Annotated in this window: 16 protein-coding genes; 9 read left to right on the forward strand and 7 right to left on the reverse strand. The window is 56.5% G+C overall.

What is annotated here, in order from left to right; translation table 11 throughout:
* Nucleotides 1-303 precede the first annotated feature (303 nt).
* From SADFL11_RS15700 to SADFL11_RS15715, 4 genes are all read right to left on the reverse strand, one after another.
* Complete coding sequence (locus SADFL11_RS15700; protein ID WP_008195622.1) at nt 304-1,089, reverse strand: DUF7662 domain-containing protein; 786 nt, start codon at nt 1,087-1,089, stop codon at nt 304-306.
* A 73-nt stretch (nt 1,090-1,162) separates the two neighbouring features.
* A complete protein-coding gene (locus SADFL11_RS15705; protein ID WP_008196881.1) occupies nt 1,163-1,696 on the reverse strand; it encodes a protease inhibitor Inh/omp19 family protein in 534 nt (177 codons plus the stop codon).
* Between the two features lie 99 nt (nt 1,697-1,795).
* Nucleotides 1,796-2,251 carry an arsenate-mycothiol transferase ArsC gene (locus SADFL11_RS15710; RefSeq protein WP_040451329.1) on the reverse strand — a complete coding sequence of 152 codons (456 nt, stop codon included), beginning with the start codon at nt 2,249-2,251 and terminating at the stop codon, nt 1,796-1,798.
* Between the two features lie 133 nt (nt 2,252-2,384).
* Nucleotides 2,385-2,759: a carboxymuconolactone decarboxylase family protein gene (locus tag SADFL11_RS15715; protein WP_008192225.1), complete on the reverse strand. Its 375-nt coding sequence runs from the start codon at nt 2,757-2,759 to the stop codon at nt 2,385-2,387.
* An 87-nt stretch (nt 2,760-2,846) separates the two neighbouring features.
* Between SADFL11_RS15715 and SADFL11_RS15720 the strand changes: the two genes are divergently transcribed.
* Both SADFL11_RS15720 and SADFL11_RS15725 read left to right on the forward strand, forming a co-directional pair.
* A complete protein-coding gene (locus SADFL11_RS15720; RefSeq protein WP_008196462.1) occupies nt 2,847-3,263 on the forward strand; it encodes an MAPEG family protein in 417 nt (138 codons plus the stop codon).
* Between the two features lie 116 nt (nt 3,264-3,379).
* On the forward strand, nt 3,380-4,279 hold the full coding sequence (locus SADFL11_RS15725; protein ID WP_008193966.1) for a GNAT family N-acetyltransferase: 900 nt from the start codon (nt 3,380-3,382) through the stop codon (nt 4,277-4,279).
* A gap of 25 nt (nt 4,280-4,304) precedes the next feature.
* Here the strand turns inward: SADFL11_RS15725 and SADFL11_RS15730 are convergent, their stop codons facing one another.
* Nucleotides 4,305-4,766 carry a winged helix-turn-helix transcriptional regulator gene (locus SADFL11_RS15730; protein ID WP_008197079.1) on the reverse strand — a complete coding sequence of 154 codons (462 nt, stop codon included), beginning with the start codon at nt 4,764-4,766 and terminating at the stop codon, nt 4,305-4,307.
* Between the two features lie 150 nt (nt 4,767-4,916).
* Between SADFL11_RS15730 and SADFL11_RS15735 the strand changes: the two genes are divergently transcribed.
* Together SADFL11_RS15735 and recQ are read left to right on the forward strand one after the other, a co-directional pair.
* Entirely contained in the window at nt 4,917-5,774 is an 858-nt protein-coding gene (locus SADFL11_RS15735; RefSeq protein WP_008189409.1) for an SDR family oxidoreductase, read from the forward strand.
* A gap of 124 nt (nt 5,775-5,898) precedes the next feature.
* Nucleotides 5,899-7,788, forward strand: coding sequence for a DNA helicase RecQ (gene recQ, locus SADFL11_RS15740; RefSeq protein ID WP_008195910.1), 1,890 nt, complete (start codon nt 5,899-5,901; stop codon nt 7,786-7,788).
* A 34-nt stretch (nt 7,789-7,822) separates the two neighbouring features.
* Here the strand turns inward: recQ and msrA are convergent, their stop codons facing one another.
* Both msrA and creD read right to left on the reverse strand, forming a co-directional pair.
* The gene (gene msrA / locus SADFL11_RS15745) at nt 7,823-8,467 is read right to left on the reverse strand and encodes a peptide-methionine (S)-S-oxide reductase MsrA (RefSeq protein ID WP_008194147.1); all 645 of its coding nucleotides are present in this window, start codon (nt 8,465-8,467) and stop codon (nt 7,823-7,825) included.
* 178 nt (nt 8,468-8,645) lie between these two features.
* Nucleotides 8,646-10,064 carry a cell envelope integrity protein CreD gene (gene creD / locus SADFL11_RS15750; protein WP_134853055.1) on the reverse strand — a complete coding sequence of 473 codons (1,419 nt, stop codon included), beginning with the start codon at nt 10,062-10,064 and terminating at the stop codon, nt 8,646-8,648.
* 528 nt (nt 10,065-10,592) lie between these two features.
* Between creD and SADFL11_RS15755 the strand changes: the two genes are divergently transcribed.
* The 5 genes from SADFL11_RS15755 to SADFL11_RS15775 all read left to right on the forward strand — a co-directional run bounded on the left by SADFL11_RS15755 (nt 10,593) and on the right by SADFL11_RS15775 (nt 16,440).
* Entirely contained in the window at nt 10,593-11,786 is a 1,194-nt protein-coding gene (locus tag SADFL11_RS15755) for a Rossmann-fold NAD(P)-binding domain-containing protein (protein ID WP_209002622.1), read from the forward strand.
* Nucleotides 11,783-12,568, forward strand: a complete 786-nt coding sequence (locus SADFL11_RS15760; RefSeq protein WP_008192417.1) for a methyltransferase domain-containing protein — start codon at nt 11,783-11,785, stop codon at nt 12,566-12,568. The genes SADFL11_RS15755 and SADFL11_RS15760 overlap by 4 nt, the downstream gene beginning before the upstream one ends.
* 242 nt (nt 12,569-12,810) lie before the next feature.
* Nucleotides 12,811-14,193, forward strand: coding sequence for a glutamate decarboxylase (locus SADFL11_RS15765; protein WP_008190852.1), 1,383 nt, complete (start codon nt 12,811-12,813; stop codon nt 14,191-14,193).
* A gap of 4 nt (nt 14,194-14,197) precedes the next feature.
* The gene (locus SADFL11_RS15770; protein WP_008194681.1) at nt 14,198-15,688 is read left to right on the forward strand and encodes an amino acid permease; all 1,491 of its coding nucleotides are present in this window, start codon (nt 14,198-14,200) and stop codon (nt 15,686-15,688) included.
* Between the two features lie 239 nt (nt 15,689-15,927).
* Nucleotides 15,928-16,440 carry a hypothetical protein gene (locus SADFL11_RS15775; protein WP_040452735.1) on the forward strand — a complete coding sequence of 171 codons (513 nt, stop codon included), beginning with the start codon at nt 15,928-15,930 and terminating at the stop codon, nt 16,438-16,440.
* The last annotated feature ends 39 nt before the right edge of the window (nt 16,441-16,479 follow it).

The following is a 16,479-nucleotide window of genomic DNA, read 5'->3' on the forward strand; positions in this document are numbered from 1 at the left end:
GTGCGGCGCTCCATCCTGCAAGTCCATGGAGGGTAAGGCGGGACCTTTTGGGGGCGGGGATACTGTCAAAACGTCGCAGATGCAAGCTATCAAAAAGCGTTACGGCTTTTCGCACATGCCCCTTTGCCGGACTGCCAATAGGAACGGCGCGAAGCGAGTTTTGCCTTTAAATCAATCAAAACTCCCGATCTCTGTCATTCGTCAGCCAACGACTGGTGTGAGAAACAAAAATCCTCTCCAGCAGACGCTGGAGAGGACCACCCTGAGAAAATTTGGAGGAAGTGGCAGGGTGCGGCGGCCCCGTCAAACCTGCAAAAGCTTGCTCGTCCGGCCAGATTGAAGCTCTTGCACGTAAAGGAGTTGCGCCACGAGATGACATTCTGTCTTGTCATCCATTTTGGCTTTGCGACCGCGCCCATCGGTGAGCAGCCACGCATTTCCAGACTTCACAACATCGCACTCAATTGGCTGCCTGGGGTCAAATCCGGATTTGCTAATGAGTTTAAGTGCTGGCAAATCTTCATCGGAACCGGACATGCCCTTCATCTCCAAACGAAGAGCGCGGTACAGTTTTTGGATCGATGGCGTTGCAACGATCACGGTCCTGACTTCTTCCCCATCCATGGCAGCGAAACGCACGACGCCGGCGTCCCTCGGGATCGTTGAATTTGAACAGGGCGTCTTTTGGACGTCGCCAAGTGTTGTCCACTCGGTCCGCAGGGTCACCGTCGCCGGCTGCCGCAAGGAGGCCATTTCCCGGGTCAAACGCTTTTCAGCAGCGCGCTGAGGGTTTCGAACATCCTTTTGCGCGCGCTGGCTCTGAGCTGCGATGCTGGTTCCCCCGATCCGGAGGCGCCGGAATATGATGACGTCCCGGTTCAGGTCCGTTCGCTCGACACGCCATCCAGCATCCAGCCAAGCATTTTGATGCACCAGACTACCGCCGGAATTGGCCCACCAGGTGCGATGCTCTCTGGCACTGCGCGGCAGGTTTGATCCGATGATCTCCTCGACCTCGTCCAGCTTCGCGGCCCACACCACGTCGTCCATTCTGGCCAAGTGTTCCCGCAAAGGTTCATATTTTGACATTTGCACAGTCCTTAGTTGACTATGCAAAAATACACGCATTGCGCGTATTGTCCAGAAAAAATACTGAGGGCTGTTAACGGTAAAGAGAGACCGGCACTCCAGTAGCCGTCTGGCCGTCAAACCGCCCGGATTGGCTGGAGTAGAGCTGCGCAACAGTTTGCCCACTCCCGTCCTTCAAGACCACCTGATTGCCATTCAGATCCCATGCGGAAATTCCGGTCAGCACAGGCGTCGCACAACCTCTGGTATTTGCACGGTAGCCACCAGACCAGGTCGTCAAGGTCATGAATGCCATGCAATTGTCGGCGCCAGAGGCCAATTTCCAGCCGCCGAGGAGGTCGGTACGGCCTACTTGTTGAGCGTTCGCAGGAGGTGTCACGGCTGCCACGGCACCGTCGGTTGTGGGTGCGGTTCCATCAAGCCCGGCTGTCGCGGTTTCAGTTCCCGGGACTGCAGGGTCAAGCGGCTGCAAAGCACCGGAGTTGACCGGCGTCGTCGGCGTGGCGGGCAACGGAGCAGCATAATTCGGTCCGCCGGAAAGCCTCTGGCATCCCGCAGCGAGAATCACCAACCCCACAACCAAACCCAAGTTTGCCGCACGCTTCATAACGAATCAGTCCCTGAATGACGTCCCAATATGCCGCCACTCTTAGCCTACAATTTGGCGAAAATCCAAAGGCTCCCGCGGAAACTCTACAAATTTCCGTCAGGCAACCTTGTTGCCAGTGGAAAGCTCCGATGGGACGGACGGATCAATCAGGCCGTCAATCGCTTGCCAGATACGTTTAAGGTAACCAGAACAGGCCGCAAAATCATCACTCAAGGCGCCGCCATCCGTCACGCTCCACCAATGGCTTGATGTTGTCCCCTTCCAGGACGACGGTTGAAGGATCGCCTTTACGTCGCTCAGATAAATGATCCGATCCGGCACGATCGCATATGGCATCAAAAACACATCAATGGATTTCGGCGAAAGGCCTTGCGCGCTCACGCCATGTTCCGACAAAAGGCGGCTGACATTTTTGCTGATCTGCGCCGCAGGCTGAAGGCCTGCGGAGAAAGCCCTCATAAGGCCGCTGCCTCTGGCGTTGAGGCAGGCTTCGGCCATCGGCCCGAGCAAACTGTTGTCGGGGCACACAAACAACACGGTGGTTTTTGGCACAGGGAATCCTCTTGCGACGTTGGGGCATGTTTCCCAATTTCGCGGATGCCATAGCCAAAGGTTCAGACCCTATTATGACAGTTTAAGGCTGTACCCAAGATTCTCGGCGGATAAACAGCCAATCCTCTGAATACTACTTAGGGTCTTGCGCCTCAGAAGCGCCATGTCCGGAAAACGCATCGAACGCCGCCAACGCTTCGGCTCCATAGATCATCGACGGGCCACCGCCCATATAAACCGCGACACCAATCGTTTCCATGATCTCTTCCCGGCTTGCACCATATTTTGCGGCCGCCTTGGAGTGGTAGGCAAGGCAACCGTCGCAACGCGCCGCAATGCCAATCGCCAGAGCAATCAACTCTTTGGTCTTCGAATCCAGGGCACCCGGACTGATGGCCGAGCGAGCAACGTCGTGAAACCCTTTGGTGACACCGGGGATGCCACTTCGGAGATCTGCCATTCTCTTGTCGGTCTGTGAAATAAAGGACTGCCAATCGCTGACGGACATGTTCTCGCCTCCGCTGTTTTTCTGACGGATGGATACTTAAAGACGCAGCCGCGCGATTGGCGTTGATATCACTCAATTTGCATGCGAATGAAGGCGCACCTCAATCTCGACGCCATGGAGATAACTGTGCCGCTTGCCATCTGGTGCATCCTTGCCGCCGCCATTCTTCCGATCCTTTCGGCATTCCCGGCAAAGCTGAACAAGGACTTCGATAACGCCAATCCGCGCGATCCAGGTTATTGGCGCGAGGGGTTCCGGGCGCGGGCACAGGCTGCTCAGGCGAACGGCTTTGAAGCTTTTCCCCTTTTTGCCGTCTCTGTCATCGTTGGGATTGGTCAAGGCGGGTCCGACTACTGGATCAACCAGCTGGCTGTCCTATTTGTGATGCTGCGGGTGATCTATGTGGCCTGCTACTGGACGGATCGCGCCACTCCGCGTTCGCTGGCTTGGACCGCAGGCTTCCTGACCTGCGTCGCAATATTCACAAGCCCCGTGTGGAGCTAAAACGCAACAGCCTGACATTTAAAAAACCAATTCTATTTTGAACATTTGCAAGGCCGGACTGCTTTCGCTAACCATGGCAGTGTGGATCGAGCATCGAAACCGGCAGGGGTTAAAGAGTGCGGACGACAGACCAGACGACCACCACGCTTCCCACCCGTCATGAAAATGAAGCGGTGGCGGCGCGCCTGCCCGCCGATCCTCATATAGTGGACGTGCTGATCTCAGAACGCGGCAAACAGGTGATGGCGAGCCCCTGGTGGCCCCTCATCCGTCCGTTTGCCTTCAAGATCCTGCGCTATCGGTCAGCCGTCGAAATGGCCAACACCATCGATCACATGAGCGCGGTGGACGTTTTCCGGCACCTCAGCGATTTGTTGCAATTGAACGTCACTACCCTCGGCCTGGACCGCGTTCCAACGGACGGCCCGGTCGTCCTGGTATCAAACCACCCCACAGGTATTGCCGATGGTGTTGTGTTGTTCGATGCCATCAAGGAGCGGCGTGAAGACCTGGCAATCTTCGCCAATCGGGACGCGATCCGCATCAATCCGCAGCTTGCGGACATGATCATTCCGGTTGAGTGGCGGGCAGACTTCAAAAGTCGTGAAAAGTCGAAGGAAACGCTTAAAATAGCGTCATCCGCCTTCTCCAAGGAGCGCGTCGTTGTCCTGTTCCCGTCCGGGCGTCTTGCCTATTGGCATGAGGGCAAGTTGACCGAGCGCCCATGGATGACGTCTGCGTTGGCTCTTGCGCGCAAGAACAAGGCGCCGATCATTCCCATGCATATGGGCGGGCGGAATTCCGGGCTGTTTTATTTCCTGGCCCGAGTCTCGACAGAACTGCGCGACATGACCGTTTTCAACGAACTGTTGAACAAGAAAAATGCCGAGTTCCGGGTGCACTTCGGCAAGCCGATCCGCCCGGAACGGCTGGACGGCGACCTGACAGAGCTGACCGAGCAAATGCGCATCCATTGCGCAGAAACCCTGGCGAGTGACCCGGACGCGGAATTCTGAGCACTCCGGTTTGCGAAATCCCCCGCTAACTGTTTTTGCCCGCCTTCAAAATCCGGCCGATATTCACCTCGATCCAGTCCGCAAAGTCGCGCACCTTTTCCGCCGCTTCCTGGCCCAGTGGTGTCAGGGAATACTCCACATGTGGTGGAACGACCGGATAGGAAATCCGGTTCAGGAACCCGTCGGCCTCCAGCGTCTGCAACGTTTGAGCCAGCATCTTTTCGCTGACTCCACCCACTTTGCGGCGTAATTCTGCAAACCTGTATTCACTGTCCAACAGGGCAATCAGCACGAGACAGCCCCACCGGCTGGTCAAGTGCTTCAGGATAGCCCGCGAGGGACAGTTGACGTTGAATAGCTCTCCGCGGCGCACGAGCTCAGACAGCGGCTCTCCGGCAATATTTGCATAAGGTTCCGGATCGGCGGCTGTTTCCCCCTCAAGCTTTGGCTGAGTGCCATCCCGCCTTCGATCCCGTTTTTCCATCATTTTCCGGCTCCGGTGAAAAACTTCATACTTACCTTTTTGTATGTACTTACTAAAAGTTTGTTCACAAGCCATATCCGTTTGCAACAGGCCGGATACGCCTCTCAAATGGGTGAATTCAGGTGGCCTGTATCGCAAAACAGGAGACCAGATATGATTGCAATCACAGGCGCGAACGGCCAACTTGGACGGCTTGTCCTCAAACACCTCTCCCGTCAGAACACGCCCGCCATCAGGGCCCTTGTCCGCTCTCCGGAAAAGGCAGCAGATCTTGCCAGCACCACGGTCAGCATTGTGCATGCTGATTACAATGCGCCGGAGACGCTTGCCGCGGCCCTTCAGGGCGTCGACCGCCTACTGCTGATCTCCGGAAGTGAAGTCGGATCGCGGACCCGCCAGCACGGCAACATTATTGAAGCGGCAAAACGGGCCGGCGTATCCTTCATTGTCTATACAAGCCTGCTGAATGCCGGCCGCTCCAAGATGATCCTGGCCGCAGAGCATGTTGAAACCGAAGCCCTCCTGAAAGCCTCTGGCATTGCCCATGCCATCCTGCGCAATGGCTGGTATCTTGAGAATTACAGCGGTGCCGTGGCCGCAGCGCTGGCACAAGGGGCTGTTGCCGGAGCATCCGGCGAAGGACGCATTTCAGCAGCCAGCAGACAGGACTATGCCGAGGCAGCCGCTTCTGTCCTCACCGGGCAAGATACCTCCACCCGCGTTTTTGAACTGGGTGGCAGCGGTTTCACCGCAGCAGAGCTTGCGGCTGAAGTATCCCGGCAGGCCGGCCGCACCATCGCTTTCCGGAACATGGAGCAATCCGCTTACGCTGCCGCACTCACTGCCGCAGGATTGCCCGGCGGAATCGCCAACGCTTTAGCCGATGCCGACGCAGCTGCGGCACACGGGGCCCTTGAGACGTCCAGCGATGATTTGGAACAGTTGATCGGGCATCCGCCTCTGCCCCTCGCTGCATTCGTTCAGTCGGCCCTCAGCCAATCCGCTGCCTGACACGAAACTGGAGGTGTGGCGGCCGGGCAATTGTTGTTGGCCGCCGCATTTCGTCCACAAGCCTGAATTGCCTCCGGGCAGCGAATAAGACATGGTGCGATGAGTTCAGGAGAATCATTCGAACATGTCCGCTTCACCTGCGCTCGCCGCAGAGGAACCCAACCCGATTCAGGCCACGCTTGCACCGCCAGTGACCGGCGAGGCGCGCCCTTTGGCTGTGCTGCAGAAAGTCTTCGGCTTCAGTGATTTCCGGGGCAAGCAACAGGCGGTCATCCAGTCGCTTGTCGATGGCCGGGATGCAGTCGTGCTTTTTCCAACAGGTGCCGGCAAGTCGCTTTGTTACCAAATCCCGGCGCTTTGTCGCCGCGGTGTCGGGATAGTTGTCTCCCCGCTCATTGCGCTGATGAAGGACCAGGTCGGCGCGTTGACAGCCGCCGGCGTTAACGCAGCAGCCTTGAATTCCACGCTCACGCCTGGCGAACAAGCAGATTTACGTCTGGAATTGCAACGTGGACAAATTGATCTCTTGTACGTTACGCCGGAACGGCTCAGCAGTGAGAGCTTTCGCAAGCTCCTCGATACGCTCGACATTGCGCTCTTTGCCATTGACGAGGCGCATTGCGTGAGCCAATGGGGCCACGATTTCCGCCCTGAATATTTAAGCCTCTCCACCCTGGCGGAACGCTATCCGGGCGTGCCCCGTGTGGCGCTGACCGCGACAGCCGATCCGCACACCCAGAAAGACATTCAGGCACGGCTGAAGCTGGATGAGGCGGAAGTTTTTTCGACCAGTTTCGACCGGCCCAACATCCGCTATGAGATCGTTGAACGGAACAACCAGCGCCAGCAGCTTCTGGATTTCCTGAAGAAGCACAAGGGCGAGTGCGGCATCGTCTATTGCCTCTCCCGGGCGAAGGTCGAGGACATCGCCGAGTGGCTAAATGCCAAGGGCATTCGTGCACTGCCCTATCATGCGGGTTTGCCTGCAGAACAGCGGGCAGCCAATCAGGACGCGTTTTTGCTGGAGGAGGACCTTTGCCTGGTGGCCACGGTGGCCTTCGGTATGGGGATCGACAAGCCGGATGTGCGCTACGTGGCCCACTTGGACCTGCCTTCATCTGTCGAGGCCTATTATCAGGAGACAGGCCGCGCCGGGCGGGATGGTGCTCCATCCGAAGCCTTCATGGCGTATGGTATGGCGGATCTCGTGCAACGCCGGCGAATGATTGCGGAGGGCGATGCCCCGGACGAGGTCAAACGCGCGGAAAATGCCAAGCTCAACGCACTTCTCGGGATTTGCGAAACGGCGGGCTGCCGGCGCCAGGCCTTGCTTGCCCATTTCGGTGAGACCTATCCAGAACCTTGCGGAAACTGCGACACCTGTCTGTCGCCCGTGGAAACATGGGATGGCACGGAACCCGCTCAAAAACTCATGTCGGCGATATACCGGACCGGCCAGCGCTTCGGCACCGGACATGTGATCGATGTTCTACTGGGCAAGACCAGCGAGAAGTCCGCCCGCTTCGGCCACGACAGTCTCTCCGTGTTCGGTATCGGCCAGGATCACGCGCTCAAAACTTGGCAGTCGATCACACGGCAGATCGTTGCTGCCGGATATGTCGACGTTGACCACGCGCAATATGGCGCATTGGTCTTGACCGAAAAGGCGCGGCCGGTTCTGCGGGGTGAAGAGAGGATTCGTCTGCGCAAAGACCGCAGCGCCTCTGGCCTCAAGAACACCCGGACATCGCGGGCTGCCTCTCTGGCGGATGAGCTGGACCAGGAAGACCGGTTGCTGTTTGATCGGCTCCGCCGGTTGCGCACCCAAATTGCCCGGGATCAGAGCGTACCGCCTTATGTGGTGTTTCCCGACGCCACTCTTGCCGGGATCGCTGCAGCTCGCCCGATTACGCCCGACGGCCTTCTGTCGGTCTCCGGCATTGGCCAATCAAAACTGGACAAGTATGGCGAAGCCGTTCTGGATCTGGTGGAAGCCTTCGAGGCCGGTGTTTAAGCCAACCTCCAGACTTGAGCAGATCGAAGCTTGATCAGGATCCGGCTTGCGGAAGCCCCTTGAAGGCTTCAGAACCCCACACTTGCTTTACGCGCGCATCCCGGCCACACGCCTTTCGGTAGCCTTTGTAGGCATCGGCACGGGTCACATAGCCGAACCGGGTCAAGGTGCGTTGATTGCTTTTGTAATAGCCCTGGTGATAGTCCTCGGCCGGCCAGAAGATCGCAGCGTCTTCAATCGGGGTCACCACTTTGCGGCCCAGCGCCTTTTCCGCTTTTGCCACTTCCTGCTTCGCCGCTTTTTCCTGTGCGTCGCTCAAGGGATGGATCGCAGTCGAATACCCGAAACCCCGATCACAGAATTGCCCGCCGCTGTCGGTCACATCAACCGTTCTCAGGAAAATTGCCAGGAGTTCGCCATAGCTGATCTTGGTCTCGTCAAAATCGACCTGAACGACTTCGCGGTGACCACCACGTTCGTAGTTCTTGTAGGTCGGATTTTGCGTGGTTCCGCCAGCATAACCGGACACCACATCGCGAACGCCCGGAAGCTGTTCCAGATCTGATTCTACACACCAGAAACAGCCGCCAGCAAATACCGCCGTCTCGGCGTTTGCCGGAACCGTGTAGGCGGCACCAGTCATTAGAGTTGCAAGGGCGAGCGGGGCAAGACGCTTCATGAGAAATCCTCCGTATGTTGGTATCAGAGCTAACGCATCTGCAGCTGGAGGCAATTCAACTCCATTGTCTTTCCCGCACAAGCCCGTGAGGGATGTGTGACTCACGTTGTTTCTGACCTGCGCAATACCCCCGCCAGATGGATCGCCACCCCACTTGACAGGTATCACATTTATCTTGCTAGACAGTCTGACGGTGAGCTTGTGGGCGCGGTGCGTCCAGCCCCGACCAGTCGATCCTTTGCGTGACGAACATGGTCACGGCAATAGCTGCAAATGCGATCACAGATCCGATCAGCAAGGCATAGTCCTGTTCCCGCATCAAAGCGTACAGGGTCGCGAAGATACCAGTCAGGACAGCCGCGATCACAAATCCTGCAATTCGGCTTTTCAACGAGGTCCCAACGTAGATGGCGTTCAATAGCGTCGCTGAACCTGCAGCGACCAGGTAGGCGCGCCCGTAACCAATATGCTCAGCGAAGGCCAACAGCATCACGTAGAAGATGATCAGCGCACAGCCAACCAACCCATATTGTATCCAGTGAAATTGCCAGCCCGATCGCATCTCCAAAACGAAAACCGCTAGAAAAGTCAGGCTGATGAAACCGATGGCGTATTTCAGTGACCTTGAAATCGTCTGATAGAAGTTGACCGGCTCGACAAACTTCACGCCCATTAATTTGCCGGACAGCGGCAAACTGTCGACCTCCATCGTCTTGGGAATGCCCCGGGCCAGATAAGGGATGGTCCAGTTTGCGGTAAACCCGCTGTCCGTGATTGAACGCTGTTCAGGCAGGAAAGCTCCTGTAAACCCTGGATGAGGCCAATCGGACTGGAGAGTGACCAGTGTCGTCTGCCCGGCCGGTGCTGCAAAAAGGGCTGATGAGCCCTTCAGATGCATGGCCAAATCAAAGGAAAAGCCTCTTTGCCAGATATCAGCTGCGATTGGTGCGTTGATACCGGAACCGCTGTGCTTAGCCAACACACCAAGGCCTGGCTCAAACTGCACAGTTTGTGCGTTGTTGAGGCGGATAGCGACTTCGCTTCGCAGCGCGCGGACATCCGATATGCCAACGACAACCATGGCCTTGTTGGTTGCGATCTTGATCGTGCCGCCGTCTTTCGGTTCAAAGATGCCGGAGGGCGGCGCGGCAAATCGGCCTTCCATGGACATCTGACCACTATAAACAGGCAATGAGTAGATTGACTTGCGGCGTTCTTCGACGCCTATGTCTCCTTTCAATTCCAGACGCTCGGGAAACAACACCACCGTTCTATGATGGACGGTCCGCTGCCGCTTCTCGCCTTCTCCGGAAACAACGGTCTCCGTGAATGGAATAGCAAGATAAGGACCATTGATCGACTGCGTCCCACCCCAGGACCTTGCGATATCCGCCGCAACGCCCTTGGCGCGGTCGGCACGCTCTTCCAGGAGCAACCAAACAAACGTCGTTGGAATAAGAAGAAGAATGGTCAGGAAACCAATCAGAAAAACCTTGACCGCGGGCGACTTCAAGACTGCTGGTAGTTTCGGTGACTGTCGGTTCCGGGAAGATCCGTTTTCATCTTCTGCGGCTGGTGCCGATGTTGCGTTCGCCATTTTCTGCAATCCTCTGCCAAAAGGTTGCCCACGAAACTGATCAAACCGGAACAATCAGCGCATTGTTCGAACACCAGATGATTTTTCGGCGGAGGAAATGTGGCTTGAATATGCGGGTGGCTCGTGAATTTAGGCAGCTCGGGCCGGGCAAGTCTGCCGAGCGGCCCAATTTGCCGGCTAAACAGACTTCGGCATTCCTCTGCGTGCCGCATATTTGCCCTTGTAAATATTACATAAAACTTGAATACTTTTGCCCTGTTTCGGAATTCACCGCCCGGATTGGCAATCAATCCTCACAAGATCTGTTGTGAACAAGCTGTGGACTAATTGTTGGCAACGGAGCGAACTCAAATGAGAATCTGAACGGGTTTTCAGTGTACTAGCCAAGGTCTCAACTCAGAGTAATCGAGTTATCACAAAAGCGGGTTAACCATAAATCCGGTTTATACCAAGATTTTTGGCAACCCCTGCTTGTCTTCTGCTGCATGGCCAGTTCTTAATAATTCGTTAACAAAGGACACTTTGTGAATGACACCGTTAAACAATATGGCTCTTGGCGCCAGCGCTGATTATGTGCGCCGGGCGAATTATCTTCCGGCGCTGGTCGAACGCCTCGACCTGTGCCAGGCAGAAACGCATCGCTTCATGCTGGTCGCGCATCTGTTCGACGACACCATGCGGATGATTGATGCCTTGGCTGGGATCATGGATTTCGATGCCATCATCGGCATTCCATATTCTTCCGGCAGCGACGCGACACGCACGAAATGGCAATCGCGTTATGGCTCCATCGTGAATTGCCCGAAGACCGAGGACGATTTCAAGGAAACGCTTGCCGCAGCCATCCAGAAAAGTTTTCTGCAGTGCCGCTCATCTGGTCAGAAACTGGTGATCCAGGAAGTTGGCGGCTATGTCGTTGAACTGCTTCATGAACGTTTCGCCGATCAGTTGGACCTTGTTGAGGGCGTCGTCGAGATCACCAAACAAGGTGTGTGGCGGGCCGAACAGCTCAACTTGAAAGTGCCAGTGCTGCATTGCGCCGACAGCGAACTGAAGCGGCTGGAAGCCAAACGATGTGGTGAAACCATTGTGCGCTGCCTGGACGGTCTTTCCAGGGATCTTGGCAATTCTCTTGCCGGACGGCATGCGGCCGTCTTTGGGGCGGGATGGATCGGCTCCGGTGTTGCCCATGCGTTCCGCCGCCTTGATGTCATTCCGATGGTGATCGACACCGATCCACTCAAGGTGGCAGAAGCGCGTCTCTCCGGTCTTCAGGCGCACATGTCACCAAGGGATTTGGACAAGTGCGATCTGATCGTCGGCGCAGCTGGCAGATTGTCGATCACGGAACAGGTGCTGCGCCAATTGCGCAACGGTTGCATGGTCGCAAGCGCCAGTTCCCGGCGCATTGAGATCGATGTCGATTATCTGGAAACCGCGCCAAGCGCCGTTATTCATGCATCAATCCGGGCCTTCCATTTCCAGAACGACATTGGACACGGCGAGCGTCAGATTTGCCTCGTTAACGACGGCTATCCGGCGAACTTCATTCCGGGATCCGGCAGCGTTGCCGATGAGATCGTCGAACTCATCCTGGGCGAACTCATCGTCCTGATGTCGGACATCACCTTTTATCCGTACGAGCCGGGAATTCATCGCATCACGCCAGCCAGCGAGGCGTTGTGTACACAGCTGTGGATTGAGCAGAGGGACCAGCTATGACCGATACAACCAACGAGTTGACAGTACACTCACAGTACCTTGTGAAGAAGCTGTCGAACTCAAAGCAAAATCTCTACGGAACCGTGAAATTCGACACGGTTTCGCGGAAAATCAAATCTTGGGCCAAAGGCCGCACGGAAACACCAAAGATCCTGGATATCGGCTGCTCGACTTCGATCTCCAAGGAATATCTGGCCGCAACCGGGCTGGAATTTGAATATTGCGGCGCCGACTACGAAGCCGCTTTCCAGCCGGACATCGTGCTCGACGCCACGAAACTGTCAGAGCGAAAGGAAGACCTGCCCTGGCGCCCGGATGTCATTACTCTACTGGATGTTCTGGAGCACCTTCCTGGCAAGGCCGAGGCGATTGAATCCACCATGCGCCAATGCTGCGAAGTGGTCGCACCGGGTGGTCTGGTGCTTGCGGTCGTGCCGCAGCTCTACCGGCTCGACCGGTTGAGATTCGGCCACCTGCACTATCCGGAGCACCATGTCCGCTTCACACTCAAAGAGTGGATGAATATCGTCGAGAAGGCCGCCGATATCGAAGAAGTCCATGGCATCGGTTACCTCAGCGTCCTGCCTTACACTCCCATGTTCAGCCCTTGGTACAAGGAAAATAACCGGCATGGGAAACTGTTCCATCACCTGCGTTCCAAGACCTTCGAGTGGGGTCCGCTGAAACCAGCGGAAATCGGATTGACCCGGACCCTTGGCCGCTTGCCGGGCCTGCGCGGCTGGTGCAACAGCACACTGCTGGTCTGCAAGGCCAAAGGCTGACCTAGGCCACTCGCCAACCGAGAAATTCCTCTGCTCAATCAAGCGCTCCGGGTGGCTGTCCGGGGCGTTTTCTTTTTTCGCATCGATGGATTCCTCAGCGGCTACCACTGAATGGACCGCTTGTGACGCGGGTCACAGGAAAGCATGCACTGCCCAGGGTAGGCATTGCACATCATCTGAATTCTATGGTCGTATGGGATATCCATAACACGCCTGTATTCACAGGGAGGTTTCCAGTGGCATTGCATCAATCCAAACCCGGCCGGCGGGACGACGTTTTTGACCTTTATGCCCGCGATTTGTCTGAACAGCCGTTGCCAAAGTTCCGGATGCCGGAGAACTCTTCGCTCCCCGATACGGTTTACAATCTGATCCACGACGAATTGCTGCTTGATGGCAACTCTCGCCAAAACCTGGCGACCTTCTGCACAACCTATGTGCCCCCTCAAGCCCAGCAGCTCATGCAGGACTGTGTCGACAAGAACATGATCGACCAGGACGAGTACCCGCAGACGGCGGAGATCGAGCACCGCTGCGTCCACATTCTTGCCGATCTGTGGAATGCCCCGGACGCAAAAACCACGCTTGGATGTTCAACGACCGGGTCTTCTGAAGCTGCGATGCTGGGCGGCCTTGCTCTCAAGTGGAAATGGCGCAAGCGCAAGGAAGCCGCCGGCCAACCGGCCGACAAACCCAACTTGATTTGCGGCCCGGTACAAATCTGCTGGCACAAGTTTGCGCGCTACTTCGATGTCGAATTGCGGGAACTCCCGATCCTTGACGGAGAGCTTTGCATGACCGCTGAACAAGTGGCTGAGGCAGTCGATGAAAACACCATCGGCGTCGTTCCGACCCTCGGCGTCACCTTCACCGGCGTTTATGAACCGGTGGAAGCGCTCTCGAAAGAACTCGATCGGATCGAAGCTGAACGCGGCCTTGATATCCCGATCCATGTGGACGCAGCCTCTGGCGGGTTCATTGCGCCGTTCCTGCACGAGGACGTTGTTTGGGATTTCCGGTTGCCCCGTGTGAAATCAATCAACGCATCCGGCCATAAGTATGGCTTGTCACCGCTCGGCGTCGGCTGGGCGATCTGGCGGGAACCGGAAGACTTACCGGAAGAGTTGATTTTCAACGTCGACTATCTGGGCGGCCAGGTGCCAACATTTGCGCTCAACTTTTCCCGGCCCGCTGGCGAGATCGTGGCGCAGTACTACCAGTTCCTGCGTCTCGGCCGGAAAGGGTATACCGACGTACAAGGCGCCTGTGCCGACACGGCGCAGTATTTGGCAACTGAACTGGAAAAGACCGGGCATTTCAACATGCTCTACAACGGCGATGGAGGTCTGCCGGCTGTCTGTTATTCCCTGAAGAACAGCACAGACCGCGGCTACACGCTGTACGACGTGTCGGAGCGGTTGCGCATGCGCGGTTGGCAAATTGCCTCTTATCCGCTTCCAGCAAACCGGCATAACCTCATTGTCCAGCGGGTCATGGTCCGCCATGGGATCGGCCGCGATCTCATGGAACTGTTGATCGAGGACATGAGCCGGACGATCGAATTCCTGGATCGGAATCCGATGAGCAACCGGGAAGCCAAAGCCTCCTTCCACCACGGACGATAAACCAATGTCAGATCCCGCTCAGGCTAGCGCGGAGCGTCCGGCCAAGGACACCTCAGCGACCGGAAAAATCACCGTTCTCGGTCTTGCCATGATGACAGTCGCTGCCGTAGTCAGCCTGCGCGGCCTGCCGTTGATGGCCGTTGAAGGTACGACGCTGCTGTTCTACATCGGCTTCGCCGCCTTCATTTTCCTGATACCAGCCGCTTTGGTCGCTGCCGAACTTGGCGGCATGTTCGCCCATTCAACCGGCGGTATCTACGATTGGGTGAAAGCCCCGTTTGGCGCCCGGGCGGGTTTTGTCGCCATCTGGCTGCAATGGATCCAAAACGTAGTCTGGTACCCGACCGTACTTGCCTTCGCCGCTGCGTCCCTTGCCTATGTCATCGGGCGACCGGAGCTTGCCGATGATGGTATCTATACCGGCTCGGTCATCATCGCGGCCTATTGGCTTGCAACCCTTATTGCGCTGACCGGCACCAGCGCAGCGGCCCGGTTTACGTCCACTGGTTTTCTGCTCGGGACCGTGGTCCCCGGTCTTCTGATCATCGCACTCGGTGCAGCCTGGATTGCGGATGGGCAAACGATGGCCTTCCTGGACAGCACATCAGTGACCGGCGGCGATGCGCATTTGCGGTTCTTTCCACATATCACCGGCTTGTCATCCCTGGCGTTTCTCGGCGGCATTGTACTCCTGTTTGCCGGTGTTGAGGTTCATGCCGTTCACGCCAACGAACTCAAGAACCCGGTGCGGGACTTCCCGAAAGCCATCCTTCTGTCGGTGGTAATCATCGTCGCACTGTTCCTCTTGGGCTCGCTGGCGCTTGCATCCATTGTTCCTGCAAATGAGATTGCCCTCGACCAAGGTCCGATGCAGGCCTTGCAGATCGCGCTGAAAGAATTCGGCCTCAGCTGGCTCGTGCCGATCCTTGCCCTGTTGATCGCTCTTGGCGCGCTTGCCGGAGTGATGTCGTGGATCACCGGACCAAGCCGCGGTCTTCTCCGAACCGCTCGTGACGGCGAGTTGCCGCCTTTCCTTGCGCGGACCAACAAGAACGGAGTGCAGATAACGATTCTGCTAATTCAAGGCGGCATCGTTACGGTGCTGGCACTGCTCTACTTCGTCTTGAAAAATGTCTCCGTCGCCTTCTTCCTGCTGTCGGCAATGACGATCACACTTTATCTGGTGATGTATATGATGATGTACGCGGCCGCTGTTCGCCTACGACTGACACGGCCGGACGCAGAACGCAGTTATAAAGTGCCCGGTGGCCTCGGCGGATTGATCGCTGTAGCTGGGATCGGCTTTGCCGGAGTTGCGTTCGCGTTTATTACTTCGTTCTTCCCTCCAAGCCAGCTGCCCGTCGGAAGTCCGGCGACCTATGTCGGTGTGGTAACGGCAGGGTTTGTAATCTTCATTGGCCTGCCGATCCTGATACACGCTTTGAAGCGTCCATCCTGGGTCCAAAACCAGGCCAGAACGGACGAAAAATCCTGACAATTATGGTCCGGTAGCGTCGTTTGCAGGTCTGATCGGCTTCACGGCAGCTCACGCCCCTGTCATTGCAAGTGATGCACACCTTGGCAGTCCAAGCTTCCGTGAAGCGGCCTCACATAAAACGCATTGATTTTTCGAGGGAAATCAAGTCACGGAAGCGTGGAACACCTTGATTTCAATGCCGACGATATCGCTCCCACATGAGGTCTATCGCAATCGGATTTGGGAGCGCAGAAATCATGACAACACTAACAGCAGATAGACATCTGACCGCAGCCGCACCAGCTGTTTCGGTCAGCACCATAGGCCTGATGTTCATTTCAGGCTTTTTCGCCACCATTACTTTTGATCTTTGGGGGCAGGTCATCAGCCCGGGTTTGGGTTTTGCCAATCTCTCACCTCACGGCCTGGCACAAAGCCTTCTGGCAAGTCTCGGCCTGCCCAGCAACGCCTTTGCAGGGTATTTTGTTCACTTCTATCTGGTCGGCCTTGTCGGCTATCCGATCGGCTGGATGTACGTTTTCGCACCGATCTGGCAACGTGTTGTCGGCGACACGCATTGGCTTCTGCCAGCCGCGATCTACGGTGTTGGGCTATGGGTCTTTGCCATTGGCGGTATAACAGCAATTGCCGGTTTGCCATTCTTTTTGAATTTTACCGGCATCACTTGGGTCGCCCTGGTTGGCCACGTGCTTTATGCCGTCGTAATGGTCGGTGTTCTTGATCTCATTGAGCGTCAAAAACAAACCTAGGCTTCTCTGACAAGCCAAAAAAGAAAACCGCTGCGACAC

Origin of the sequence: Roseibium alexandrii DFL-11, assembly GCF_000158095.2 — a bacterium.
Taxonomy (GTDB): Bacteria; Pseudomonadota; Alphaproteobacteria; order Rhizobiales; family Stappiaceae; genus Roseibium; species Roseibium alexandrii.

Coding starts and splice junctions, on each gene's coding strand:
- SADFL11_RS15700 (WP_008195622.1), bottom strand. CDS start 1,089: ATGTCAAAATATGAACCTTTGCGGGAACACTTGGCCAGAATGGACGAC.
- SADFL11_RS15705 (WP_008196881.1), bottom strand. CDS start 1,696: ATGAAGCGTGCGGCAAACTTGGGTTTGGTTGTGGGGTTGGTGATTCTC.
- SADFL11_RS15715 (WP_008192225.1), bottom strand. CDS start 2,759: ATGTCCGTCAGCGATTGGCAGTCCTTTATTTCACAGACCGACAAGAGA.
- SADFL11_RS15720 (WP_008196462.1), top strand. CDS start 2,847: ATGAAGGCGCACCTCAATCTCGACGCCATGGAGATAACTGTGCCGCTT.
- SADFL11_RS15730 (WP_008197079.1), bottom strand. CDS start 4,766: ATGATGGAAAAACGGGATCGAAGGCGGGATGGCACTCAGCCAAAGCTT.
- SADFL11_RS15735 (WP_008189409.1), top strand. CDS start 4,917: ATGATTGCAATCACAGGCGCGAACGGCCAACTTGGACGGCTTGTCCTC.
- recQ (WP_008195910.1), top strand. CDS start 5,899: ATGTCCGCTTCACCTGCGCTCGCCGCAGAGGAACCCAACCCGATTCAG.
- msrA (WP_008194147.1), bottom strand. CDS start 8,467: ATGAAGCGTCTTGCCCCGCTCGCCCTTGCAACTCTAATGACTGGTGCC.
- creD (WP_134853055.1), bottom strand. CDS start 10,064: ATGGCGAACGCAACATCGGCACCAGCCGCAGAAGATGAAAACGGATCT.
- SADFL11_RS15755 (WP_209002622.1), top strand. CDS start 10,593: ATGACACCGTTAAACAATATGGCTCTTGGCGCCAGCGCTGATTATGTG.
- SADFL11_RS15760 (WP_008192417.1), top strand. CDS start 11,783: ATGACCGATACAACCAACGAGTTGACAGTACACTCACAGTACCTTGTG.
- SADFL11_RS15770 (WP_008194681.1), top strand. CDS start 14,198: ATGTCAGATCCCGCTCAGGCTAGCGCGGAGCGTCCGGCCAAGGACACC.
- SADFL11_RS15775 (WP_040452735.1), top strand. CDS start 15,928: ATGACAACACTAACAGCAGATAGACATCTGACCGCAGCCGCACCAGCT.